Annotated in this window: 16 protein-coding genes; 9 read left to right on the top strand and 7 right to left on the bottom strand. The window is 72.1% G+C overall.

Annotated elements, in window-relative coordinates:
- The first annotated feature begins 191 nt into the window (after positions 1-191).
- Positions 192-1,463, top strand: a complete 1,272-nt coding sequence (locus OG357_RS14280; protein WP_329621513.1) for a L,D-transpeptidase — start codon at positions 192-194, stop codon at positions 1,461-1,463.
- Between the two features lie 86 nt (positions 1,464-1,549).
- Here OG357_RS14280 and OG357_RS14275 read toward each other — a convergent pair whose 3' ends face one another.
- Positions 1,550-2,416: a helix-turn-helix domain-containing protein gene (locus OG357_RS14275; RefSeq protein WP_329621512.1), complete on the bottom strand. Its 867-nt coding sequence runs from the start codon at positions 2,414-2,416 to the stop codon at positions 1,550-1,552.
- Between the two features lie 128 nt (positions 2,417-2,544).
- Here OG357_RS14275 and OG357_RS14270 point away from each other — a divergent pair, with 128 nt between their 5' ends.
- Positions 2,545-3,597 (top strand): NAD(P)-dependent alcohol dehydrogenase, encoded by a 1,053-nt coding sequence (locus OG357_RS14270; RefSeq protein WP_329621511.1) that lies wholly within the window; start codon positions 2,545-2,547, stop codon positions 3,595-3,597.
- A gap of 131 nt (positions 3,598-3,728) precedes the next feature.
- On the opposite strand, the gene OG357_RS14265 is transcribed toward OG357_RS14270, so the two are convergent.
- Positions 3,729-6,113: a beta-N-acetylglucosaminidase domain-containing protein gene (locus OG357_RS14265; RefSeq protein WP_329621510.1), complete on the bottom strand. Its 2,385-nt coding sequence runs from the start codon at positions 6,111-6,113 to the stop codon at positions 3,729-3,731.
- A gap of 339 nt (positions 6,114-6,452) precedes the next feature.
- Here OG357_RS14265 and metK point away from each other — a divergent pair, with 339 nt between their 5' ends.
- Both metK and OG357_RS14255 read left to right on the top strand, forming a co-directional pair.
- Positions 6,453-7,676 carry a methionine adenosyltransferase gene (metK, locus tag OG357_RS14260; RefSeq protein WP_329621509.1) on the top strand — a complete coding sequence of 408 codons (1,224 nt, stop codon included), beginning with the start codon at positions 6,453-6,455 and terminating at the stop codon, positions 7,674-7,676.
- Between the two features lies 1 nt (position 7,677).
- Positions 7,678-8,661, top strand: a complete 984-nt coding sequence (locus OG357_RS14255) for a carbohydrate kinase family protein (protein WP_329621508.1) — start codon at positions 7,678-7,680, stop codon at positions 8,659-8,661.
- A gap of 112 nt (positions 8,662-8,773) precedes the next feature.
- Here OG357_RS14255 and OG357_RS14250 read toward each other — a convergent pair whose 3' ends face one another.
- Both OG357_RS14250 and OG357_RS14245 read right to left on the bottom strand, forming a co-directional pair.
- Positions 8,774-11,560 (bottom strand): ATP-binding protein, encoded by a 2,787-nt coding sequence (locus OG357_RS14250; RefSeq protein ID WP_329621507.1) that lies wholly within the window; start codon positions 11,558-11,560, stop codon positions 8,774-8,776.
- A gap of 133 nt (positions 11,561-11,693) precedes the next feature.
- Positions 11,694-12,944 (bottom strand): cytochrome P450 family protein, encoded by a 1,251-nt coding sequence (locus OG357_RS14245; RefSeq protein ID WP_329621506.1) that lies wholly within the window; start codon positions 12,942-12,944, stop codon positions 11,694-11,696.
- A 361-nt stretch (positions 12,945-13,305) separates the two neighbouring features.
- Here OG357_RS14245 and OG357_RS14240 point away from each other — a divergent pair, with 361 nt between their 5' ends.
- From OG357_RS14240 to OG357_RS14220, 5 genes are all read left to right on the top strand, one after another.
- The gene (locus tag OG357_RS14240) at positions 13,306-14,532 is read left to right on the top strand and encodes a dTDP-4-dehydro-6-deoxyglucose aminotransferase (RefSeq protein ID WP_329621505.1); all 1,227 of its coding nucleotides are present in this window, start codon (positions 13,306-13,308) and stop codon (positions 14,530-14,532) included.
- The gene (gene desII, locus OG357_RS14235) at positions 14,532-15,989 is read left to right on the top strand and encodes a dTDP-4-amino-4,6-dideoxy-D-glucose ammonia-lyase (RefSeq protein WP_329621504.1); all 1,458 of its coding nucleotides are present in this window, start codon (positions 14,532-14,534) and stop codon (positions 15,987-15,989) included. Before OG357_RS14240 ends, desII begins: the two co-directional genes overlap by 1 nt.
- Positions 15,990-16,160: 171 nt before the next feature.
- On the top strand, positions 16,161-17,039 hold the full coding sequence (gene rfbA / locus OG357_RS14230; protein ID WP_329621503.1) for a glucose-1-phosphate thymidylyltransferase RfbA: 879 nt from the start codon (positions 16,161-16,163) through the stop codon (positions 17,037-17,039).
- A gap of 98 nt (positions 17,040-17,137) precedes the next feature.
- Positions 17,138-18,142 carry a dTDP-glucose 4,6-dehydratase gene (gene rfbB / locus OG357_RS14225; RefSeq protein WP_329625591.1) on the top strand — a complete coding sequence of 335 codons (1,005 nt, stop codon included), beginning with the start codon at positions 17,138-17,140 and terminating at the stop codon, positions 18,140-18,142.
- Entirely contained in the window at positions 18,139-19,257 is a 1,119-nt protein-coding gene (locus tag OG357_RS14220) for a DegT/DnrJ/EryC1/StrS family aminotransferase (RefSeq protein ID WP_329621502.1), read from the top strand. The genes rfbB and OG357_RS14220 overlap by 4 nt, the downstream gene beginning before the upstream one ends.
- A 76-nt stretch (positions 19,258-19,333) precedes the next feature.
- Here the strand turns inward: OG357_RS14220 and OG357_RS14215 are convergent, their stop codons facing one another.
- The 3 genes from OG357_RS14215 to OG357_RS14205 form a co-directional block, all read right to left on the bottom strand.
- Complete coding sequence (locus OG357_RS14215) at positions 19,334-21,820, bottom strand: beta-glucosidase family protein (protein ID WP_329621501.1); 2,487 nt, start codon at positions 21,818-21,820, stop codon at positions 19,334-19,336.
- Between the two features lie 75 nt (positions 21,821-21,895).
- Positions 21,896-22,609 carry a class I SAM-dependent DNA methyltransferase gene (locus tag OG357_RS14210; protein ID WP_329621500.1) on the bottom strand — a complete coding sequence of 238 codons (714 nt, stop codon included), beginning with the start codon at positions 22,607-22,609 and terminating at the stop codon, positions 21,896-21,898.
- A gap of 112 nt (positions 22,610-22,721) precedes the next feature.
- The gene (locus OG357_RS14205; protein ID WP_329621499.1) at positions 22,722-24,002 is read right to left on the bottom strand and encodes an activator-dependent family glycosyltransferase; all 1,281 of its coding nucleotides are present in this window, start codon (positions 24,000-24,002) and stop codon (positions 22,722-22,724) included.
- Between the last annotated feature and the right edge of the window lie 4 nt (positions 24,003-24,006).

Raw genomic sequence — 24,006 nt, 5'->3', positions numbered from 1 at the left:
CCGGAAAGCGACCTGTTCACAGGCCTCGGGACACCGTCCCGGGGCCTTTCGCATGCCCGTGGGAACCGGACGCACCACCCGTGCGTGTCGAACAGTGGTGTTCCCCACAAACCGTCCGGTTCCGGAACCGGACGGGGTGTCATGGGTATTTAGGTAAGCAGCGAAGCAAGCGTTGGCAGGACTCGGCGACGATGGAGATGCGTGTGATGACGGACGGCAAGCGCCGCAAGAGCCTGGCGGTCGCGGCCGCGGTGCTCGGCGGCGTATTGGTGCTCTCGGCGTGCAACGACGGCGACAAGGGCGGCAGCGCCTCCGGCTCCCCGACGCCACCGTCACAGTCCCAGGTCGACGAGGCCGCGGAGGCGGCGAAGACCTCCAAGGCGCAGATCGTCATCGCGCCCAAGACCGGCACGCAGAACGCGTCCATCAACAACGACGCCAAGGTCACCGTCACCGAGGGCAAGCTCACCGACGTCACCATGACGTCCGCCGAGGGCACCGCGGTCAAGGGCGAGATAGCGGCCGACGGGCTGAGCTGGAAGCCGAGCGAGCAGCTGGAGCGGGCCACGGTCTACAAGATCGCCGCCACCGCCGTGGACGCGGAGGGCCTGGAGGCCCACGAGAACTCGTCCTTCACGACGGTCTCGAAGGCGAACAGCTTCATCGGCAACTTCACCCCCGAGGACGGCTCGACCGTCGGCGTCGGCATGCCCGTCTCGATCAACTTCAACAAGGCGATCACCGACAAGGCGGCCGTCCAGGGCGGCATCACCGTCACCTCCAGCTCCGGCCAGGAGGTCGTCGGGCACTGGTTCAACGCCCAGCGCATCGACTTCCGCCCGGAGAAGTACTGGACCGAGGGCTCGACCGTCACGCTCAAGCTGGACCTCGACGGCGTCGAGGGCGCCGACGGCGTCTTCGGCGTCCAGCAGAAGACCGTCACCTTCAAGATCGGCCGCAACCAGGTCTCCACCGTCGACGTCGCCACCAAGACGATGACGGTCACCCAGGACGGCAAGACGATCAAGACGATCCCGATCTCCGCCGGCTCCCCGGAGAACCCGACCTACAACGGTCAGATGGTGATCTCCGAGAAGTTCAAGGAGACCCGGATGAACGGCGCCACGGTCGGCTTCACCGACGACGACGGCAAGGGCGAGTACGACATCAAGGACGTGCCGCACGCCATGCGTCTGTCCACGTCGGGCACGTTCATCCACGGCAACTACTGGGGCCCGGACTCGATCTTCGGCTCGGCCAACACCAGCCACGGCTGCGTCGGCCTCAACGACGCCAAGGGCGCCGGCGACCCGAACCAGCAGGCCGCCTGGCTGTTCGACCACTCGATCGTCGGTGACGTCGTGATCGTCAAGAACTCCAAGGACAAGACGATCGCCCCCGACAACGGCCTCAACGGCTGGAACATGAACTGGGCCGACTGGAAGGCCGGCTCGGAGGCCTGATCCCCCCGGCACACGTACGCGGACGAGGCCCCCTCCTGGTGGAGGGGGCCTCGTCGTTCACTCCCGTACGCCGACGGGCTCGTCGTTCACTCCCGTATGGGGGCCGGCTCGTCCACGCCCCACTGCGCGAGCAGCCGCAGCGCGTCCGCCGAGGCCGTCCCCGGCTCCGCGTGGTACGTCACGAGCACCAGGTCCGGATCGTCGCCCGCCACCTTCATAGACTCGTACGACAGGGTCATCTCGCCCACCAGCGGATGCCGCAGCCGCTTCGTGCCGTGCCCCTTGTCGGCCACCGTGTGCGCCGCCCACAGCGAGCGGAACTCCTCGCTCTTCACCGACAGCTCGCCCACCAGCGCGAGCAGCAGCGGATCGTCCGGGTAGCAGCCCGCGTACAGCCGCAGCGTGCTCACGACCTCGATCGCCTTGCACTCCCAGTCGATGTACAGGTCGCGCGCGTTCGGATCGCGGAAGATCATCCGGGCCAGGTTCCGCTCGTCCGGCTCCCAGGCCGCGAAGTCGCCCATCAGCGCCCGCGCCATCCGGTTCCAGGCCAGGATGTCGAGGCGGCGGCCCAGGAGGAACGCGGGCACCCCGTCCATCGAGTCGAGAAGTTGGACGAGCCCCGGGCGGACCCGCTGCGGACGCGCGATCGCCGCCCGCTGCCGCTTCTTCACCGTCGGCTTCGCCAGATGCGTCAGATGCGCCCGCTCCGTGTCGCTCAGCCGCAGCGCCCGCGCGATCGAGTCCAGGACCTCCATCGACACATTGCGGCCGTTGCCCTGTTCGAGACGCGTGTAGTACGCCACGGACACGCCGGCCAGCTGCGCGAGCTCCTCCCGGCGCAGCCCCGGTACGCGGCGGTGGCGCCCGAACTCCGGCAGCCCCACGTCCTCCGGCTTCAGCCGGGCCCGGCGCGAGCGCAGGAATTCGCTGAGTTCGGCACTGAGATCCATGTGACCCGATTATCCCAGGTCGTACGACCCGGCGGACGGACGTTCCTGTCCCTGCCAGTGGTAGGCACGCTGGACGTAGGCAGAACAGGTGGCTGGGTGATCCCGGCGTCCTGGCGCAGGCTGGGGTCATGACCACGAACGGCACCACCGTCACCGCCTACGCCGCACCCGCCGCCAACGCCCCGCTGGAGCGCACCACCGTGCCGCGCCGGCCCGTCGGCGAGCACGACGTCCTCATCGAGATCAAGTACGCCGGCATCTGCCACTCCGACATCCACCAGGCGCGCGACGGCTGGGGCGAGGGCATCTTCCCGATGGTCCCCGGCCACGAGATCGCCGGCATCGTCGCCGAGGTCGGCTCCGGGGTCACGAAGCACCGGGTCGGCGACCGGGTCGGCGTCGGCTGCTTCGTCGACTCCTGCCGCGAGTGCGACTACTGCAAGCAGGGCCTGGAGCAGTACTGCACGCAGGGCGGGACCGGCACGTACAACGCCCTCGACAAGAACGGCGAGCCGACCTACGGCGGCTACTCCACCCACATCGTCGTCGACGAGAACTACACCCTGCGCATCCCCGAGGGCCTCGGCCTCGACGAGGCCGCGCCGCTGCTCTGCGCGGGCATCACCCTCTACTCGCCGCTCGCCCACTGGCAGGCCGGCCCCGGCAAGAAGGTCGCGATCGTCGGCCTCGGCGGCCTCGGCCACATGGGCGTCAAGATCGCCCACGCGCTCGGCGCCGAGGTGACCGTCCTCAGCCAGTCGCTGAAGAAGCAGGAGGACGGCCTCAAGCTGGGCGCCGACCACTATTACGCGACGAGCGACCCGGAGACCTTCACGAAGCTCGCCGGCACCTTCGACCTGATCATCTCCACCGTCTCCGCGCCGCTGGACTTCGGCGCCTACCTGAGCCTGGTGAAGACGGACGGCGCCCTGGTCAACGTCGGCGCGCCCGAGGAGCCCGTCGCGCTCAACCTCTTCTCCCTCATCGGCGGCCGCAAGACCCTCGCCGGTTCGATGATCGGCGGCATCGCCGAGACGCAGGAGATGCTCGACTTCTGCGCCGCGCACGGTCTCGGCGCCGAGATCGAGGTGATCGGCGCGGAGCGGATCAACGAGGCGTACGAGCGGATCCTCGCGAGCGACGTCCGCTACCGCTTCGTCATCGACACGTCGACGATCTGATCCCGTGGCGTAGGCGCATAGGCGCATAGGCGCATAGGCGCATAGGCGCGTAGAGGCGTAGAGGCGTAGAGGCGTACGAGAGGGCCGGGGCGTGCCGCCGCCCCGGCCCTTCGCCGTGCCCGTGTGCCGTGTCAGCCGACGCGGATCTCCCGCACCGTCAGCCACGTCTCCAGGCCGGTCTGTGCCTCGGTGGTCCGCAGCCTGACGTACCGCGCCCGCGTCCCGGCCGGGGCCGTGAGCACGGTGTCGGGGCCGCCCGACAGCTCGCCGAGCGGCTGCCACGTCGTGCCGTCGAGGGAGTGTTCCACCACGCCGCGGCGGGGGTGGCCCTGCGGCCGGTCGGGCGCGCCGAGCGCCAGCGTGACCCTGCCGATCTCCCGCTCGGCCCGCAGGTCGAGGCCGACCCAGGCGCCGGGCTTCGGGTCCCAGAGGCCGCGGAAGTGCGTCGCGTCGTTACCGTCGGCGGCGTGCGGGATCAGGTTCTCCTGGTCCGCTTCGAGGTTGGTGATGCCCTTCGGGCGGGGGGTGACGCCGAGGAAGACGTCGTGTTCGGCGATCGCGTCGAGGACGAAGGCGTCGAGGACGCCGTCCGCGACGATCACCGGGATCTTCAGCCCGTACAGGTGGGTGTACGTGAAGGACTGGGCGTGCGCGACCTGGCCGGGGAGGAGCGCGCGGAGCCGCGCGGCCTCACCGGTGTCGCCGTCGCGGACGGCGCCGGTCAGCGCGAGCGCGGTGCGGGCCGCCGCGCCCCAGGCCTCGGCGGAGTTCAGCCAGGGGCCGGTCTGCTCGACGAAGCGGCGGTCGGGCAGGTCGGCGCGGAGGACGGCCGGGGCGCCCTCGAAGACGGCGAGCTTCCCGTCCAGTACGGCCGTGGCGGCGGTGCGGTCGGCGGGCGCCGCGCTGCGGAAGCGGGCGATGGCGGCGGCGAGTTCGGGGGACTGGCGGCCGGTCATCCGGGAGAAGAAGCTGCCGTCGGCGAAGGTCCGCAGCGCCTGCCGCACGCGCCGGTCGCCACCCGCCCGCTCCGCCAGCGCGGCGGTCCAGGCGGTGGCCGGGTCGTAAGCGCGGTCGTTCCAGAGGTACTCGGCGACCGTGAACAGGCCGATCTTGGAGGCGTCGGCCTGCGGCATCGGGTTCGCGGTGTAGCCGGCGAGGTCCTGCGGGAGGCCCTTCTCGCGGCCCTCCAGCGGGCCGAGCATCAGCCGGCCGGGGACGTAGTCGTTGACCGGGAAGTTGTCCCAGAGCAGGACGTCATGGCCGAGGAGCCGCTTGGCCTCGGCCGCCTGGGCGCGGGTGATGGCCGGGGCGATGCCCGCGGTGCCGGTCCACTGGACGAGCACGCCGGGCGCCAGCTTCGTCTCGAGCGCCTTCTTGTACGGCGTCGCTTCGAGGTCGTCGTACTCCGTCGGCACCGTCTGGAGCGGGGCGGCGTCCGGGTGGGCGGCGCGGAGGCCGTCGTTCACGCGGTTCAGGAACAGGGCCTGGGCCTCGCCCGCGGCGCCGCCGCCCGTGCCGAAGCGCTCCTTGTCGGCCGCGCAGTTCCAGGTGGTGTAGCTGATGTCGTCCAGCGGTACGGAGAACGAGCGGACGCCGATGTCCCGGACGCTCTCCAGCTTGGCGATCAGCGCCTGGGCCTCCTCGGGCGCGCTGTAGCAGACGGAGAGCCCGGGGGAGACGGCGTAGGTGAAGTCGACGTGCCGGGCGCGGGCCCGGTCGGACAGCTCCCGGATCCGGGTCACCTCGGCGGCCGGGTAGGGCTCGCGCCACTTGGCCCGGAGGTAGGGGTCGTCCTTCGGCGAGTAGATGTAGGTGTCGAGCTTGTGCTCGGCGTAGTAGTCGAGCTGGTCGAGGCGGGTGGCATGGGTCCACGGGGTGTCGTAGAAGCCCTCGACGACGCCGCGCGCCGGGGCGGCCGGCCAGTCCCGCACGGTCACGCCCCGCAGGCGGGCCCCGGACAGGGCGGTGCGCGGGAGGAGTTGGCGCAGGGACTGGGCGGCGTAGTACGTGCCCCGGGCGTCCACGCCGGAGAGCGCGATCCGCTCCGTGCCGTCGGCGGCGCGGCCCGCGGCGAGGACGTAGCCGTCGGCGGGCAGGCCGGCCGGGCCGGGGACGCCGAGGGCGGAAAGGGCCCCGGCCGTGGCCGGGTTCTCCCGCACCCCGCCTATGTGGACGGTCAGTTGGCCGCGGACGGGGGCGGCTGCGCGCTGGAGGGTGCGGGCGCCCGCGTCGCGCAGGGCCTTCTCGACCACCTGGAGGGCGGCCGGGTCGGTCCGCGGATCGGTCACCAGGGTCACGGTCGGGGTGACGGTGACGGCGTCGGCCCGGTGGGCGAACTGCTGCGGCGTGGGCGTGACGGCGCTGCCCGAAGAGGGCGCCGGGGCCGGGCCCGGATCCGCCGGTTCCGCGCCCGCCGGGTGGGCCATGGGCAGCCCGAGGGCCAGGGCCAGCGCGGCGGCGGTGGCGATCCGGGGCAGGGTGCGGCCGGGTTCGCCGGTGGTGCGGGTGTCGGGCATGTGGGGCGCTCTCCACGGGTCGCGCGCGGCCGGGCCGCGGGGGTCGGTCAGGAGCACAGGTCAGGGAGCACAGGTCAGGAGCACAGGGACCTCATCAGCCCCACGGTGGGGCGTCAACGCCCCTAGGCAGGGGGGTGGTCGCGTCGCCGCGCGGTTTCCGCTTCGCGCGCTCCAATAGGGGGTGGGGCAGGGGGATTTACGGGTCTGTTCAGGGGGCAGGATCACTGGCGGTGTCCGGAGCGGGACGGTTTCAATGTGATCCGGTTCGGCCGTCCGCCGGCCGGTCCGCTTCCGGCCCGTCATATGTCGTCAGCAGCCGCTGCAACCCCAGGGAGCGTTGTGTCCCGTCGTCTGTTCACCTCGGAGTCCGTCACCGAGGGTCACCCGGACAAGATCGCTGACCAGATCAGCGACACCATCCTCGACGCACTGCTGCGAGAGGACCCCACCTCGCGCGTCGCCGTCGAGACGCTGATCACCACCGGCCTGGTGCACGTCGCCGGCGAGGTGACCACCAAGGCGTGGGCGGACATTCCCGCCCTGGTCCGGAGCAAGATCCTGGAGATCGGTTACGACTCCTCGAAGAAGGGCTTCGACGGAGCCTCGTGCGGCGTGTCGGTGTCCATCGGGTCGCAGTCCCCGGACATCGCGCAGGGTGTGGACACCGCGTACGAGAAGCGGGTCGAGGGTGCCTCCCAGAGGGACGAGGGCGACGAGCTCGACAAGCAGGGCGCGGGCGACCAGGGCCTGATGTTCGGCTACGCCTCGGACGAGACGCCCGAGCTGATGCCGCTGCCCATCTACCTCGCGCACCGCCTCTCGCGCCGCCTCACCGAGGTCCGCAAGAACGGGACCATCCCGTACCTGCGTCCCGACGGCAAGACCCAGGTCACCATCGAGTACGACGGCGACCGGGCGGTCCGCCTCGACACGGTCGTGGTGTCCTCGCAGCACGCCTCCGACATCGACCTGGAGGGGCTGCTCGCCCCCGACGTACGGAAGTTCGTCGTGGAGCACGTGCTCGCGCAGCTCGTCGAGGACGGCATCAAGCTGGACACCGACGGCTACCGGCTGCTCGTGAACCCGACCGGGCGGTTCGAGATCGGCGGCCCGATGGGCGACGCCGGCCTCACCGGCCGGAAGATCATCATCGACACGTACGGCGGCATGGCCCGGCACGGCGGCGGCGCCTTCTCCGGCAAGGACCCGTCGAAGGTCGACCGGTCGGCCGCGTACGCGATGCGCTGGGTCGCGAAGAACGTCGTCGCCGCGGGCCTCGCCTCGCGCTGCGAGGTCCAGGTCGCCTACGCGATCGGCAAGGCCGAGCCCGTCGGCCTCTTCGTCGAGACCTTCGGCACGAACACGGTCGACACCGAGAAGATCGAGAACGCCATCGGCGAGGTCTTCGACCTCCGCCCGGCCGCGATCATCCGCGACCTCGACCTGCTCCGCCCGATCTACTCGCAGACCGCGGCCTACGGCCACTTCGGCCGCGAGCTGCCGGACTTCACCTGGGAGCGCACGGACCGCGTGGACGCCCTGAAGAAGGCCGCGGGGATCTGACATGCGCATAGCCGTCACCGGGTCGATCGCCACCGACCATCTCATGACCTTCCCGGGCCGCTTCGCCGAGCAGATCCTGCCGGACCAGCTCGCCCACGTGTCCCTGTCCTTCCTCGTCGACACCCTCGACATCCGGCACGGCGGCGTCGCGGCCAACATCGCGTACGGCCTCGGCCTGCTCGGCCGCCGCCCCGTCCTCGTCGGCGCCGTCGGCAAGGACTTCGACGGGTACGGTCAGCTGCTCCGCGCCGCGGGCGTCGACACCGACGCCGTACGGGTGTCGGACCGGCAGCACACCGCCCGCTTCATGTGCACCACCGACGAGGACGGCAACCAGCTCGCCTCGTTCTACGCGGGCGCGATGGCCGAGGCACGCGACATCGACCTGGGCGAGACGGCCCGGCGGCCCGGCGGGCTCGACCTCGTCCTCGTCGGCGCGGACGACCCCGAGGCGATGGTGCGCCACACCCGGGTCTGCCGCGAGCTGGGCCTGCGCCGCGCCGCGGACCCCTCGCAGCAGCTCGCCCGGCTGGAGGGCGACAGCGTCCGGGAGCTCGTCGACGGAGCCGAGCTGCTGTTCACGAACGCGTACGAGCGGGCGCTGCTGCTCAGCAAGACCGGCTGGACCGAGGCGGAGGTGCTCGCCCGGGTCGGGACCTGGATCACCACGCTCGGCGCCAAGGGGTGCCGCATCGACACGGCCGACGGGCCGGGCATCGAGAGCGCGGCCGTGCCCGCGACGAACGCCGCGGACCCCACCGGCGGCGGCGACGCCTTCCGCGCGGGCTTCCTGGCGGCCCTGGCCTCCGGCCTGGAGATCGTCGACGCCGCCCGGGCGGGTGCCGCCATGGCCACCTTCGCCCTGGAGTCGGTCGGACCGCAGACGTACGAGGTCACGCGGGAAGGACTCCACGAGCGGCTCGTCGCCACGTACGGCCCGGAGGCCGCGGTGATCGCGCCCGCCCTCTTCAGCAAGGCCCTGTGACGGAGCCGACGGAGCAGACGGCGGCGGGCTCGGCTCACCGGTCGGCACCCCGCTCGGCACCACCGTGTGATCCCGGCGTCCCGGGAGGCCGTCCGGCCTCCCGGGACGCGCCTCACGCGGTGACGGACTTGTCCTGTGCGAGGCTCACCGGGAGGTCCGCCCGGCGGGTCACGTTCAGCTTGCGGTAGACCCGCGTCAGATGCTGCTCGACCGTGCTCGCGGTGACACAGAGCCGGCGCGCTATCTGGCGGTTCGTCAACCCCCTGGCCGCGAGGGCCGCGACCCGCCGCTCGGCCTCCGACAGCAGCCCGACGTCCGGGCCGCCCGGCAGTTCGAGGTCGGGGTTCACGGCCTTCGCCCGGCGGCCGCCGCGGCCCGGAACGATCTCCTCGGCCAGCGGATACGCGCCACAGGCCCAGGCCATGTCACCGGCGAGCCGCGCGGTCATCCGGGCCCGGTAGTTGTCCCCCTGGGCCTGCTGGTGGCGGCTCATCCCGGCCAGCGCACGGGCGTGTTCGAGCCGGTCCCCGCTGTCGTGCAGCATGTCGACCGCCTCCGCGTGCAGCCGCTCCGCCTGCTGACCTTCCGCCGCCGCCGCGAGGACCCGCAGGGTGAGCCCCCGGGTGCGGGAACGCCCGGGCCGCACCAGGGCGAGCTGGGCCTCGGCCAGCGCTCTGGCCTTCTGGCGGTTGCCGAGCCGCAGGTACACCTCGGCGGCCGAGGTCCGCCAGGGCACGATCGAGGGCTGGTCCAGGTTCCAGCTGCCCAGGATCTCCCCGCAGAGCATGAACTCGCCGAGCGCCGCGTGCAGCCGTCCCGTCGCCAGCCAGTAGCGGCCCCGGGCGTGCATGTACTCCATGCCGTGCCGCGAGTCGAACATCGCGTCCGGCACCGGCTGCCGCAGGACCCGCTCCGCCTGCTCGTACTCGCCGGCCTCCGTACACGCGAGGAGCAGCGCGGAGAGAGGCACGCCCACGGCGAGACCCCAGCTCTCCGGCGCCGCGTGGGAGAGCGCCAGCTCGGCCCGCTCCCGCGCCGTCGGGAGGTCCCCGCAGCGGATCGCGATCATCGCCCCGGTCGCGGCGAAGACCGCCTCCCAGCCCAGCGACCGCCGCTCCGCGGCCTCGGCGAGCAGCGCGTCCGACCAGAACAGCGCCCGGTCGAGCCGGTCGGCGTGGACGAGGACCAGGAGAGCGGTCTCCAGGGCCTCGTACGTCTCCTCCGAAAGACGGCAGCCCTGGAGTATCTGCTCGGCCTGCGCGACGGACGCGTTCTCCGGGCCTCGCTGGAAGACGCCCGCCTGGGCCTGGAGCGCGGTCGTCCGGGGCGCGAGCCGCACCGGCACGGGCCCCCGCTCCGGCTCGGGCGCCGGCGGCAGGGACTCCAGGAGCGGCGGGCACAGCGCCGCCAGCCACATCCGGGTGAGGGACAGTTCCAGGGCGTCGCCGTCCGTGGCGGGCCGCAGCCGGGACAGCGCGTCGGCGGCCTCGGGCAGCCGCCCGTACCAGACGAGACAGCGGATCAGCGCCATGACCGGGTGGCTGGGGGGCAGTTCGCCGCCGAGGAGCCGGTCGAAGAGCGCGAGGGCCCGGGTCGTCATGTGCGGGTTCATCCGCCAGGAGGCCGCGACCAGATGCGGGGCGAGGCGGGCCAGCTGGGCGTTGTCGGTGCTGGAACGCACGGCGAACTCGAGGATCCGGAACGCGTCGTCGAGACGGTCGTCGAACAGGGCCTGCTGCGCGCCCCGTTCGAGCAGGGGCAGCGCCCAGGGGGCGTCGGGGGCGCCGCCGACGAGCAGATGGCGGGCCACGGTGTCCTCGTCGGCGCCGTCGCGGTGCAACTGCTCCGCGGCGCGCTGGTGCAGCTCGGTGCGGTCCGCGGCAGGCAGGTCCTGGAGGGCGGCCTCGCGTATCGCGGGATGCCTCAGGGTGCCGTCCTCGTCGAGGAGGCCGATGGCGGCGAGCTCCTGGAGGTGACGCTCGACGGCGGCGGCCGTCGCGCCGGTGAGCCGCTCCACGAGGAGCGGGTCGGACTGTTCGAGGACGGCGAGCCAGCGGGCGGTCTCCAGCGTGCCGTCGGCGCTGCGGTGCAGGCAGTCGAGGACGGCCTGGGCGAAGGCGTCGCCGTACACGGGATCGTCGTCGCCCGCGGTGCCGAGGGTGGTGCGGGCCGCCTGCCGGTCCTGGGTCAGCGCCCGGAGGAGCAGCGGGTTCCCGCCGGTCGTCGCGTGGTAGGCGGGAGCTCGCCGTTCGGCCGCCTCGGGGCCGTAGTGGTGGGCGAGGAACCGGCGTACCCCGCCGGGGGGAAGGCCGGAGAGCCACATGCTGCGGCAGTGCGGCTGGCGGAGCAGCTCCGCGCGGAACACCCTGTACCCGGCGCGCTGGGACGCGCGCTCGGTCAGGACGAAGCCGATGCCGCCCTGCTCGTGGTGGGCGGCGCAGTGGAGGAGGAACCTCAGGGACGCGGTGTCGGCGTGGGTCAGGTCGTCGACGGCGACGAGGAACGGGGTACGGCGGGAGATGGAGCGCAGCCAGTCGTGCAGTTGGTGCGTCTCGTCGACGCGGAGCGGGGCGTCGGCCGGGGACGTGCGGTTCCCGGCCCGCCGCGAGGCGGCGTCCAGCAGGTCGCGGACGGCGGACGTGGCGGCACCGTGCTGCTCGGCGCTCCGGAGTAACTGGCAGAGCACGCCCAGCGGGACGCCGCGGTCGCCCGGCAGCGCACGGACCGTCCACACGGGCGTGCCCCGTTCGGACGCCAGACGCCGGAGCGACCGCAGCAGTTCCGTCTTCCCGCTGCCGGCCGGTCCGGAGACGAGTAAGAGCGTCCCGTCACCGGCGGCGGATGCGTCAAGAACGGCCCGCAGATGGGCTATCTCCCCGTCGCGTTCCACCAGATTCATCGCGGAAGTCCCCCTCGTCCGGGTGCCGAACCCTTCGGCCGTCCGATGATCACTCTAACCAGCTCTTGTTACGGAGAATGGGGACCGATCAGCCGGGCCGTACGGGACGGCCCGGCCACGGCGGACGCGGGTTTCAGCCGGTGCGCGTGCCGGCTTCCCGGCTTCGCCGCCAGCGGATCGGCAGGGCCTTGAGGCCGCGGATCATCGGGTTCGGGTACCAGACCAGTTCGCCGGGGGAGACGTCCAGGGCCAGGTCCGGGCACCGTTCGAGAAGGGCGCGGACCGCGATCCGGGCCTCCATCCGGGCCAGTGGGGCACCTGGGCAGAAGTGGATGCCGTGGCCGAAGGCGAGATGACCGCGGGTGTCCCGGCGGATGTCGAAGCGGTGCGGGTCGGGGAAGCGCTCCGGAGTGCGGTGGGCGTCGGCCAGGACGACGAGGACCGTGTCGCCGGCCGGGATGACCGTGCCGTCCAGGTCGACGGGCTCGACCGGGAAGCGGTAGGTCGCGGACTCCACCGGGCCCTCGTAGCGCAACATCTCCTCCACCGCGCCGTCCAAGAGCGTCATGTCGGCGCGCAGGGCGGCCAGCTGGTCCGGGTGCGAGAGGAGCGCGTGCATGCCGTTGGCGATCAGGTTGACCGTGGTCTCGTGGCCGGCGACCAGCAGGATGTGGGCCATGCCGAGCAGCTCCTCGGGGGTCAGCCGGGAGCCGTCCTCGTCGCTGGTCCGCACGAGCGCGCCGAGCAGGTCCTCGCCGGGCCGCGCGCGCTTGGATTCGATGAGCCGGGAGAGGTAGCGGCTCATCTCGGCCATGGCGGTCTGGGCCGCGGAAGGGTCGTCCGGGAAGACGAAGGCGTCGGTCCAGCCGCGGAAGGCGGCGCGCTCCGGCTCGGGCACGCCGAGGAGTTCGGAGATCACGGTCACCGGCAGCGGCCAGGCCAGGGACTCCATCAGGTCGGCGCGCCCGTCGGGCGCCGCCAGCATGGCGTCGAGGAGGCCGTCGACGATCTCCTCGACGCGGGGGCGCAGCAACTCGACGCGGCGCATGGTGAACTCACGGGCCACCAGCTTGCGCAGCCGGGTGTGCCGCGGCGGGTCGGACTCCAGCATGTTGTGGTTGACCTGGGCCTCGGCCTCGGTCAGCGGAGTCGTGGAGTTCCTCCAGTCCTTGCTGAACCGCGGGTCGGTGAGGACCGCGCGCGCCCGGTCGTAGCCGACGACCAGCCACACCTCGTCCCCGTCCGGGGTGCGCACCCGGTGGGCCGGGCCCTCGGCGCGCAGTCTCGCGTACGTCGGGTAGGGGTCGGCCGCGAAGTCCTGCCCCAGGGTGGCCAGGTCGAGTACCGGGGGCGAAACGGTCGTTCCCTCGTGGGGGCGGCGCACTGAGAACTCCTGACTGGGAACCGGAAGCGGAACGGAAACGGGAAGAGGAACGGAACTTCTCGCGCGTGCTCTTCCGCGGAGCGCGCCCCGGCCCTCCCGGCGGCTCCGCTGATTCCCGGATCTTGACAAGCATCACCACATTAGCGCCGCCGATGGAATACCCGGGGAGTGGATGTGATCCGAAGCACATCCGAAGCGCGCAGTGCGCTCTTGTCGGTCCGTTGCACGCGGATTAGAGTCCCCCCGAAATCGACCACCACAATCGACCATCGCGTCGTACGTCACGGTGGAGCGCGGCGACCTCGTTCGGGATTCCCGGATCGGCGAATCATTTCGTGACGGTGGCCCGGAGGGAACATCCGTGAAAAGCGCCTTATCCGACCTCGCATTCTTCGGCGGCCCCGCCGCTTTCGACCAGCCGCTCCTCGTGGGGCGGCCCAACCGCATCGACCGCGCCAAGCTCTTCGAGCGGCTCGGCCGGGCCCTCGACGGCCAGTGGCTGTCCAACGGCGGCCCGCTCGTCCGCGAGTTCGAGCAGCGCGTCGCCGGCCTCGCCGGGGTCCGGCACGCCGTGGCCACCTGCAACGCCACGGCAGGACTCCAGCTCCTCGCGCACGCCGCCGGCCTGACCGGCGAAGTGATCATGCCGTCGATGACGTTCGCCGCCACCCCGCACGCGATGCGCTGGATCGGCCTCACCCCCGTCTTCGCCGACGTCGACCCGGACACCGGCAACCTCGACCCCGAGCAGGTGGCCGCCGCGGTCACCCCCCGCACCTCGGCCGTCCTCGGCGTCCACCTCTGGGGCCGCCCCTGCGCCGCCGACCAGCTGCGGAAGGTCGCCGACGAGCACGGCCTGAGACTGTTCTTCGACGCCGCGCACGCCCTCGGCTGCGCGGTCGACGGCCGGCCCGCCGGCAGCCTCGGCGACGCCGAGGTCTTCAGCTTCCACGCCACCAAGGCCGTCAACGCCTTCGAGGGCGGCGCCGTCGTCACCGACGACGGCGACCTCGCCGCCCGGATCCGCGCCCTCCACAACTTCGGCATCGACCTGCCCGGCGGCAGCCCGGCCGGCGGGACCAACGCCAAGATGAGCGAGGCCGCCGCCGCGATGGGACTCACCTCGCTGGACGCGTTCCCCGAGGTCACCGCCCGCAACCGCGGCAACCACGCCGCCTACCGCGCGCAGCTGGCGGACATCCCCGGCGTCCTGGTCGCCGACCACGACCGGCACGGCGTCAACAACCACCAGTACGTGATCGTCGAGATCGACGAGGACACCACCGGCATCCACCGCGACCTCGTCCTGGACGTCCTGCGGGCCGAGGGGATCCACGCCCGCGCCTACTTCTCCCCGGGCTGCCACCAGCTGGAGCCGTACCGCGGCCGGACGCACGCCCCGCTGCCGCACACCGAACGCCTCGCCGAACGCGTGCTTTCCCTGCCGACCGGCACCGCCGTCGGCGACGACGACATCCGCCGCGTCGGCGACGTGCTGCGGCTCTGCGCCGCCAAGGGCCACGAACTGACCGCGCGCCACCACGACCCGGCCCCCCAGACATCCACGCCCACGATTGGACGCTCCTGATGACCGCCCCTGCCCCCGCCGCCACCGCCCCGGCCGAACGCTGCGCGCATCCCGGAGCCGATATCGGGGCGGCGGTCCACGCCGTCGGCCAGAGCCTCGTCGCAGGCGGCCTCGTACCGCCCGACGAGGCCGGGAGCACCGCCGAGCAGCTGGTCCGGCTCGCCGTGCGCTACGGCAACAGCCCCTTCACCCCGCTGGAGGAGGCCCGCCAGGACCTGGGCGTCGACCGGGACGCCTTCCGGCGCCTCCTCGCCCTGTTCGGGCAGGTCCCGGAGCTCCGCGTCGCGGTCGAGACCGGCCCCGCGGGGGCGTACTGGAAGAACACCCTGCTACCCCTCGAACAGCGCGGCGTCTTCGACGCGGCCCTCGCCAGGAAGCCCGCCTTCCCGTACAGCGTCGGCCTCTACCCCGGCCCGACCTGCATGTTCCGCTGCCACTTCTGCGTCCGCGTGACCGGCGCCCGCTACGACCCGTCCGCCCTCGACGCCGGCAACACCATGTTCCGGTCGGTCATCGACGAGATACCCGCGGGCAACCCGTACGCCCTGTACTTCTCCGGCGGCCTGGAGCCGCTCACCAACCCCGGCCTCGGCACCCTGGCCGCGCACGCCACCGAGCACGGCCTGCGGCCCACCGTCTACACGAACTCGTTCGCGCTCACCGAGCGGACCCTGGAGCGCCAGCCCGGCCTGTGGGGCCTGCACGCCATCCGCACCTCGCTCTACGGCCTCGACGACGAGGAGTACGAGCAGACCACCGGCAAGAAGGCCGCCTTCCGCCGCGTCCGCGAGAACCTCCGCCGCTTCCAGCAGCTGCGCGCCGAACGCGACTCGCCGATCAACCTCGGCTTCGCCTACATCGTGCTCCCGGGCCGCGCCTCGCGCCTGCTCGACCTGGTCGACTTCATCGCCGACCTCGACGAGGCCGGGCAGGGCAGGACGATCGACTTCGTCAACATCCGCGAGGACTACAGCGGCCGTGACGACGGCAAGCTGCCCCAGGAGGAGCGGGCCGAGCTCCAGGAGGCCCTCAACGCCTTCGAGGAGCGGGTCAACGAGCGCACCCCCGGACTCCACATCGACTACGGCTACGCCCTGAACAGCCTGCGGGCCGGGGCCGACGCCGAACTGCTGCGGATCAAGCCCGCCACCATGCGGCCCACCGCGCACCCGCAGGTGTCGGTGCAGGTGGACCTCCTCGGCGACGTGTACCTGTACCGCGAGGCCGGCTTCCCCGACCTGGACGGCGCCACCCGGTACATCGCGGGCCGCGTGGACCCCGACACCTCCCTCACCGAGGTGGTCCGCGACTTCGTCGAGCGCGGCGGCCAGGTGGCGCCCCACGACGGCGACGAGTACTTCATGGACGGCTTCGACCAGGTCGTCACCGCCCGCCTGAACCAGCTGGAGCGGGACGCCGCGGACGGCTGGGAGGAGGTCCGCGGCTTCCTGCGCTGACCCGCACCCGCACGCACTCCCCTTCCGAGGGCCCGGCCGGACGGCCGGGCCCTCGGCGTTTTCCCACCCCCCCCCAAAGGCGCGGCGACACTCCCCCTGCGCATCCCCTAGCGCCCCCTATCTCCGCCACGCCAACCGTTAATACCGGCCTTCTCCTGCTAGCTTCCGGGAATGAAGGGAATAGTCCTGGCCGGCGGGAGCGGAACTCGACTGCATCCGGCGACCTCGGTGATTTCGAAACAGATTCTTCCGGTCTACAACAAACCGATGATCTACTATCCGCTGTCGGTTTTCATGCTCGGCGGTATTCGCGAGATACAAATCATCTCCACCCCCCAGCACATCGAACTCTTCGAGTCGCTGCTCGGAAACGGCAGCCACCTCGGAATCGAACTCGACTATGCGGTACAGAAAGAGCCCGCGGGAATCGCGGACGCGCTTCTCGTCGGCGCCGGCCACATCGGCGACGACACCTGCGCCCTGATCCTGGGCGACAACATCTTCCACGGGCCCGGCCTGTACACGCTCCTGCGGGACAGCATCGCGCGGCTCGACGGCTGCGTGCTCTTCGGCTACCCGGTCAAGGACCCCGAGCGGTACGGCGTCGCCGAGGTGGACGCCGAGGGCCGGCTGACCGGCCTCGTCGAGAAGCCCGTCAAGCCGCGCTCCAACCTCGCCGTCACCGGCCTCTACCTCTACGACAACGACGTCGTGGACATCGCCAAGAACATCCGGCCCTCGGCGCGCGGCGAGCTGGAGATCACCGACGTCAACCGCGTCTACCTGGAGCGGGGCCGGGCCGAACTCGTCGACCTGGGCCGCGGCTTCGCCTGGCTGGACACCGGCACCCACGACTCGCTCCTCCGGGCCGCGCAGTACGTCCAGGTCCTGGAGGAGCGGCAGGGCGTCTGGATCGCCGGCCTAGAGGAGATCGCCTTCCGGATGGGCTTCATCGACGCCGAGGCCTGCCACCGCCTGGGAGAACGTCTCTCCCGCACCGAGTACGGCACGTATCTGATGGAGATCGCCGGCCGCGAGGGAGCCCCGTGAGGGCGACGCCTCGCGACCGCCGCGTACGCGCGACCGACAGCGCGACCGACATCGCGACCGACAGCGCGACCCACCGCGCCACCGAAAGGGAGACAGCAGTGCGGCTTCTGGTGACCGGAGGTGCGGGCTTCATCGGCTCGCACTTCGTGCGGCAGCTCCTCGCCGGGGCGTACCCCGACGTGCCCGCCGAGGAGGTGATCGTCCTCGACAGCCTCACCTACGCGGGCAACATCGCCAACCTGGCCCCCGCGGCCGGCGACCCGCGACTGCGCTTCGTCCACGGCGACATCCGCGACGCCGAGCTCCTCGCCCGGGAGCTCCGCGGCGTCGACGCCGTCGTCCACTTCGCGGCCGAGAGCCACGTCGACCGCTCCATCGCGGGCGCGTCCGTGTTCACCGAGACCAACGTGCAGGGCACGCAGACCCTCCTCCAGTGCGCCGTCGACGCCGGCGTGGGACGGGTCGTGCACGTCTCCACCGACGAGGTGTACGGGTCGATCGACTCCGGTTCCTGGACTGAGAGCAGCCCGCTGGAGCCCAACTCCCCCTACGCCGCCTCGAAGGCCGGATCCGACCTCGTCGCCCGCGCCTACCACCGGACGTACGGCCTCGACGTGCGGATCACCCGCTGCTGCAACAACTACGGGCCGTACCAGCACCCCGAGAAGCTGATCCCGCTGTTCGTGACGAACCTCCTCGACGGCGGGACGCTGCCCCTGTACGGCGACGGCGCCAACGTCCGCGAGTGGGTGCACACCGACGACCACTGCCGGGGCATCGCGCTCGTCCTCGCGGGCGGCCGGGCCGGCGAGGTCTACCACATCGGCGGCGGCCTGGAGCTGACCAACCGCGAACTCACCGGCATGCTCCTGGAGTCGCTCGGCGCGGACTGGTCGTCCGTCCGGAAGGTCGCCGACCGCAAGGGCCACGACCTGCGCTACTCCCTCGACGGCGGGAAGATCGAGCGCGAGCTCGGCTACCGGCCGCAGGTCGCCTTCGCGGACGGCCTCGCGCGCACCGTCCGCTGGTACCGGGAGAACCGCGACTGGTGGGAGCCGCTCAAGGCACCCGCGCCGGAGCTCGCCGCGGGAGTGGCCTCGTGACCCCCCGCGTCCCCTTCCTCGACCTCAAGGCCGCCTACGAGGAGCTGCGCGCGGAGACCGACGCCGCCGTCGCCCGCGTCCTCGACTCCGGGCGCTACCTCCTCGGACCCGAACTGGAAGCCTTCGAGGGCGAGTTCGCCGCCTACTGCGAGACCGGCCACGCCGTCGGCGTGAACAGCGGCATGGACGCCCTCCAGCTGGCGCTCCGCGGCCTCGGCATCGGACCCGGCGACGAGGTGATCGTCCCCTCGCACACGTACATCGCCAGCTGGCTCGCGGTGTCGGCCACCGGCGCGACCCCCGTGCCCGTCGAACCCCACGAGGACCACCCCACCCTGGACCCGCTGCTCGTCGAGAAGGCGATCACCCCCCGCACCCGGGCACTCCTCCCCGTCCACCTCTACGGCCACCCGGCCGACCTGGACGCCCTCCGCGACCTGGCGGCCCGGCACGGCCTGCACATCGTGGAGGACGCCGCGCAGGCGCACGGCGCCCGCTACCGGGGCCGGCGGATCGGCGCCGGTTCGTCGGTGGCCGCGTTCAGCTTCTACCCGGGCAAGAACCTCGGCTGCTTCGGCGACGGCGGCGCCGTCGTGACCGGCGACCCCGAGCTCGCCGAACGGCTGCGGATGCTCCGCAACTACGGCTCCCGGCAGAAGTACAGCCACGAGATGAAGGGCACCAACTCCCGCCTGGACGAGATGCAGGCGGCCGTCCTGCGGATCCGCCTCGCCCACCTGGACGACTGGAACGGCCGCAGGTCGGCGCTGGCCGCGGAGTACCTGTCCGGGCTCGCCGGACTCCCCGGCATCACCCTGCCGGTGACCGCAGCCGACACCGACCCGGTCTGGCACCTCTTCACCGTGCGCACGGACCGCCGCGACGACCTGCGGGACCACCTGGACGCCCGCGGCGTCGACACGCTCACGCACTACCCGGTGCCGGTGCACCTCTCTCCCGCCTACGCGGGCGACGCCCCGGCGGAGGGCTCGCTGCCGCGCGCCGAGAGCTTCGCGCGGCAGGTCCTCAGCCTGCCGATCGGCCCGCACCTGGAGCGCGAGCAGGCGCTGCGGGTGATCGACGCCGTACGCGAGTGGGCGCTGCACGCCGGCTGACCGGCGTACCAGGCCCGAAAGGCGGTGCCCGCCACCCTTCCGGGTGGCGGGCACCGCCGTCTTCGTGCGTGTCACGTCACGAGACGTTGACCGTGGTGCTTCCGCGCAGGTCCGCGGAGGACGAACCGGTCTGCAGGAGCCGGTTGCCCGTTCCGGTCTTCCAGGAGTCGGCCGCGGCGTCCCAGAACTGCAGCTGACGACGGTCCATGTTCACCGTCACCGTCTTCGACTCGCCCGCGGCGAGCGCGACCTTCGTGTAGCCCACCAGCTTCTTCTTCGCCTGCGGGGCCGTCACGTTCGGGCTGGCACCGAGGTACGCCTGGACGACCTCCTGGCCCGCGCGCTGCCCGCTGTTGCGGACCGTGACCGTGACCTTCAGACCGCCCGTGGACGTGCGCACGACGGTCGGGGCGCTCTGCGTGAACGAGGTGTACGACAGGCCGTGCCCGAACGGGAACAGCGGCTTGACGTTCTCCTTGTCGAACCAGCGGTACCCGACGTGGATGCCCTCGGTGTACTGCTGCTGGTTGTCGACGCCCGGGTAGCGGTTCGGGTCGCCGGCGACCGCGTGCTGGTTCTCGGCGGCCGGGAAGCTCTGGGTGAGCTTGCCGCTCGGGTTGACGTCACCGTAGAGCAGCGCGGCGGTGGCCTCGGCGCCCGCCTGGCCCGGGTACCACATGTCCAGGACCGCGCGGGTCTTCGACAGCCACGGCATCAGCACCGACGAACCGGTGTTGAGGACCACGATCGTGTTCGGGTTGGCGTCGGCGACCGCCGCGATCAGCTTGTCCTGCGTACCCGGCAGCGACAGGTTCGGACGGTCGACGCCCTCGGTGCCGTCGTCGTAGGCGAAGACGATGGCCGTACGGGCCTTCATCGCCGCCTCCACGGCCTTCGCGATCGTCGCGTCGGCCGCCTGCGGCGTCACCCAGCCCAGCTCCAGGGAGAGCGGGGTGGCGCTCATCGCGAAGCCCGAGACGGTGAGCTTGTGCGTGCCCTTGGTCAGCTTGAGGAGCGGGCTGCTCACCTTGCCGTAGACCTGGCCGGCCTCGATGGTGTGGCTGCCGAGCTGCACCGTGGCGTAACCACCGGTGGCGCGGACCGCGATGCGGTACTCGCCGTCGGCGGGCACGGTCAGCGTGCCGTCGTACAGCGCCCCGGCCTGACCCGGCTGGAGCTGCACGCCCTGGTGGAACGCCGGGCTGAGGTTCCCCGCCGGGATCTGCGACCCGAAGATCTCCTCACCCGTCTCGTACGACACCGTCGCACCCGCGCCGGCGCGGGCCTTGATGGTGTCGAGCGGCGCGGCCGCCGAGTCCGGGACGACGTGGGCGCTGCCCAGGCCGGTGACCTTGGGGTCGACGGCCGTGGGGCCGATGACCGCGATGCTCTTGCCGGCGTCACCGGCGAGCGGCAGGGCCTGGCCCTCGTTGCGCAGGAGCACCGCGCCGTTCTCGGCGACCTTGCGGGACACCGCCTGGGCACCCGCCTTGTCGCGCTCGGGCCGGGGCGCCGGGGTCGCCGACAGCAGACCGAAGCGGTCCATCTGCCCGACGATGCGCTCCGCCGACCTGGTCACGGCCGACTCGGGGATCGTGCCGTTCAGGACGGCCTGCTTCAGCGCGTCACCGAAGAACTTGGCAGGCGGCGAGGGCTCGCCCGGCGGGATGTCGCCGGGGAGCTCGACGCCCATCTCCTGGTCGAGGCCCTTGGTGATGGCGTCGGTGCCCGGGGTGGCGAGCCAGTCGGACATCACCCAGCCCTGGAAGCCCCACTGCGTGCGCAGCACGTTGTTGAGGAGCTCGTCGTTGCCACAGGACGGCTTGCCGTTGAGGCCGTTGTAGGCACACATGAAGGAGGCCGCGCCGGCCTTGGAGGACGCCTCGAACGCCGGGAACTCGATCTCGCGGAGCGTCTGCTCGTCGACCGTGGCGTTCACGCTGAAGCGGTTGTTCTCCTGGTTGTTGGCCGCGAAGTGCTTGGCCGTGGTCATCAGACCCGCACCCTGGATGCCCTTGATCTGGGCGACCGCGGTGCGCGAGGAGACCAGGGGGTCCTCGCTGAACGTCTCGTAGTTCCGGCCGCCGTGCGGCACCCGGATGTTGTTCATCATCGGGCCCAGGACCATGTCCTGGCCGAGCGCGCGTCCGTCGCGGCCCATGACCTTGCCGTAGCTGTCGGCCATGGTGTCGTCGAAGGTGCTGGCCAGGGCGACCGGCGCGGGCAGCGCGGTGGCGGTCCTGCCCACCAGACGGATGCCGTTCGGGCCGTCGGCGGCACGCAGCTCCGGGATGCCGAGACGCGGCACGCCGGGGAGGTAGCCGACGTTCTGCCGGTCGGGGTCCAGGGCCCAGTGGACGAAGCCGATCTTCTCGTCGAGCGTCATCCGGGCGACGAGCTCCGCCGCCCGGCTCGTGTACTGGACGTTGGCCGTGTCGGCGGCGCCGGGAGCGGCCGCCGCCACGGTGGTGCCCGCCAGGAGGGTGCCGACGACGGCCAGGGTGAAGGCCCTGGGGGTCGTACGGCCGCGGCGGACGCGCGGTATTCGGGTCTTACCTGTCACGGTTCGTTTCTCTCTCTGTGCTTGGTGCACCCGGGGCGTTGCCCCGGGGGGTCTGTGTGTGGGGGCCGAGCGGCCTCAGGCGGGGACGCCGACGAAGAGGCCACGGCCCGACGGGCCGCCCTCCACGTACTCGACGCGCAGCCCCGCGGCCGTGAAGGCTGCCTCGTACTCCGCCTGCTGGAAGAGGGTGATGAGGTGGACGTCGGAGAAGTGCCGTACGCCGCGGCCCGGGTCGGCCACCGTGAAGTGCACCTCCATGCGCGTCGCGTTCCCCTCGCGCACCGAGTGCGAGACGCGGGCCACGGTGCGCCCGTCCCGGCGGACGACGTCGGCACTGACCCAGCCGTCGGCGAAGGTCTCCGGGAACCACCACGGCTCCACCACGACGACGCCGCCGGGCTCCAGGTGCTGCGCGAACGACGCGACGGCCGCGTCGAGTTCACCGGTCGTACGGAGGTAGCCGACGGAGCTGAACATGCTGACGACGGCGGAGAACCGGCGGCCGAGCCGGAAGTCCCGCATGTCGCCCTGGTGGAGCGTCGCGTCGGGCAGCCGCGTACGGGCGTGGGTGAGCATGTCCTCGGACAGCTCCAGGCCCGCGGTGTCGGCGAACTCCTTGGTGAAGTGCTCCAGGTGGGTGCCCGTGCCGCAGGCCACGTCCAGGAGCGAGGACGCCTCGGGGGTACGGGAACGCACCAGGTCGGCGATGTCGGAGGCCTCGGCGGCGTAGTCCTTGCCGCGACCGAGGTAGAAGAGGTCGTAGACGTCGGCGTGGTCGACTTCGTACACGGAACTCCTGCTTTCGGGCTGAGGGTTGAGGATTTCCCGGGCGATGTCCGGGCGATGTCCGGGTGGTTCCGGGCGGTGTCCGGGTGGTATCCGAGCGGTCTTCCGACGGGGGTCAGGGACGGTCGCCGGCCGGCGGGCGGCGGTGCTGTGCGGCGAGCCGCTCCAGCTCGGGGACGATCCCGGCCGGGGTGGGGTCGCCGAAGGTCTCGTCGCGCAGCCGGTGCGCGGCGGCGGTCACCGAGGGGTCGTCGAGGATGCGGACGACGGCGTCCCGGACGGCCTGCGGGGTGAGGTCGGCCGGCGGCAGGAAGAACCCGGCCCCCTGGTCCGCGACGGCCCGCGCCTTGACGGGCGCGTCCCACAGCTCGGCGAGCATCACCTGCGGCACCGCGTTGATCACGGCGGTCGCATAGGTGCCGGCCCCGCCGTGGTGGATGATCGCCGAGCAGCTCGGCAGCAGCGCGTGCATCGGCACGAAGTCCGTGAACCGGGTGTGCTTCGGGTAGCTGCGCACCTCGGCGCGCTGGCTCGCGTCGAGCGTCGCGATCAGCTCGATGTCGAGGTCGGCGAGCGCCTCCAGGATGTCGCCCTGCGAGACACCGTCGCCGCCGAGAACCTCACGCGCGGAGACACCGAGGGTGAGACAGACCCGGGGCCGCGCGGGCGGCTCGCCCAGCCAGCCGGGCACGACCGACGTGCCGTTGTACGGGACGTAACGCATGCCGACGGTGGGCAGGCCGGTGCCGAGACGCAGGCTGGGCGGGGTCGGGTCGACCGTGAACTGGCCGGTGATCAGCTCCTCCTCGAAGGAGGCGCCGTACCGGTCGAGCGTCCACGTCAGCCACTCGGCCGTGGGGTCCTCGCGGTGCTCCGGCGGCTGCCGGTCCCGCAGCGCGACGAACTTGCGGCGGGCGCTGCCCATCACGTCGGGCCCCCACAGGACCCGGGCGTGCGCGGCACCGGTGACCTGCGCGGCGACGGCGCCCGCGTACGTCGTCGGCTCCCACAGCACCAGGTCCGGCTGCCAGGAACGGGCGAAGTCGACCAGGTCGTCGACCATCGAGTCGTTGTTGGCGAGCAGGTAGAAGTACGGGGCGAGGATCGCCTCGATGCCGAGGGCGTGGTCCCAGTCCAGCGGCTCGGGACGGGCCTCGTCGAAGGCGATCGCCGGGTGGTTGGGGCGCGGTTCGCCCGCCATCCGCACCCGGTACTCGTGGATGAGGTGGTCGGTGCCGACGGGCACCGCGGCGAGCCCGGACCCGGTGATCGTGTCCGTGAGCGCGGGCTGGCCGGCGACCCGCACCTCGTGCCCGGCGGCGAGCAGCGCCCAGGCCAGGGGCACCAGGCCGTAGTAGTGCGTGTGATGTGCGAACGAGGTCAGCAGGACGCGCATGGCG

It is taken from the genome of Streptomyces sp. NBC_01255 (genome assembly GCF_036226445.1).
Taxonomy (GTDB): domain Bacteria; phylum Actinomycetota; class Actinomycetes; order Streptomycetales; family Streptomycetaceae; genus Streptomyces.
This window is presented reverse-complemented; position numbering and strand designations above follow the sequence as displayed.

Bases quoted from the DNA above. Each gene is read 5' to 3' on its own strand.
- OG357_RS14280 (WP_329621513.1), top strand. From the start codon at position 192: ATGGAGATGCGTGTGATGACGGACGGCAAGCGCCGCAAGAGCCTGGCG.
- OG357_RS14275 (WP_329621512.1), bottom strand. From the start codon at position 2,416: ATGGATCTCAGTGCCGAACTCAGCGAATTCCTGCGCTCGCGCCGGGCC.
- OG357_RS14270 (WP_329621511.1), top strand. From the start codon at position 2,545: ATGACCACGAACGGCACCACCGTCACCGCCTACGCCGCACCCGCCGCC.
- OG357_RS14265 (WP_329621510.1), bottom strand. From the start codon at position 6,113: ATGCCCGACACCCGCACCACCGGCGAACCCGGCCGCACCCTGCCCCGG.
- OG357_RS14255 (WP_329621508.1), top strand. From the start codon at position 7,678: ATGCGCATAGCCGTCACCGGGTCGATCGCCACCGACCATCTCATGACC.
- OG357_RS14250 (WP_329621507.1), bottom strand. From the start codon at position 11,560: ATGAATCTGGTGGAACGCGACGGGGAGATAGCCCATCTGCGGGCCGTT.
- desII (WP_329621504.1), top strand. From the start codon at position 14,532: ATGACCGCCCCTGCCCCCGCCGCCACCGCCCCGGCCGAACGCTGCGCG.
- rfbA (WP_329621503.1), top strand. From the start codon at position 16,161: ATGAAGGGAATAGTCCTGGCCGGCGGGAGCGGAACTCGACTGCATCCG.
- OG357_RS14205 (WP_329621499.1), bottom strand. From the start codon at position 24,002: ATGCGCGTCCTGCTGACCTCGTTCGCACATCACACGCACTACTACGGC.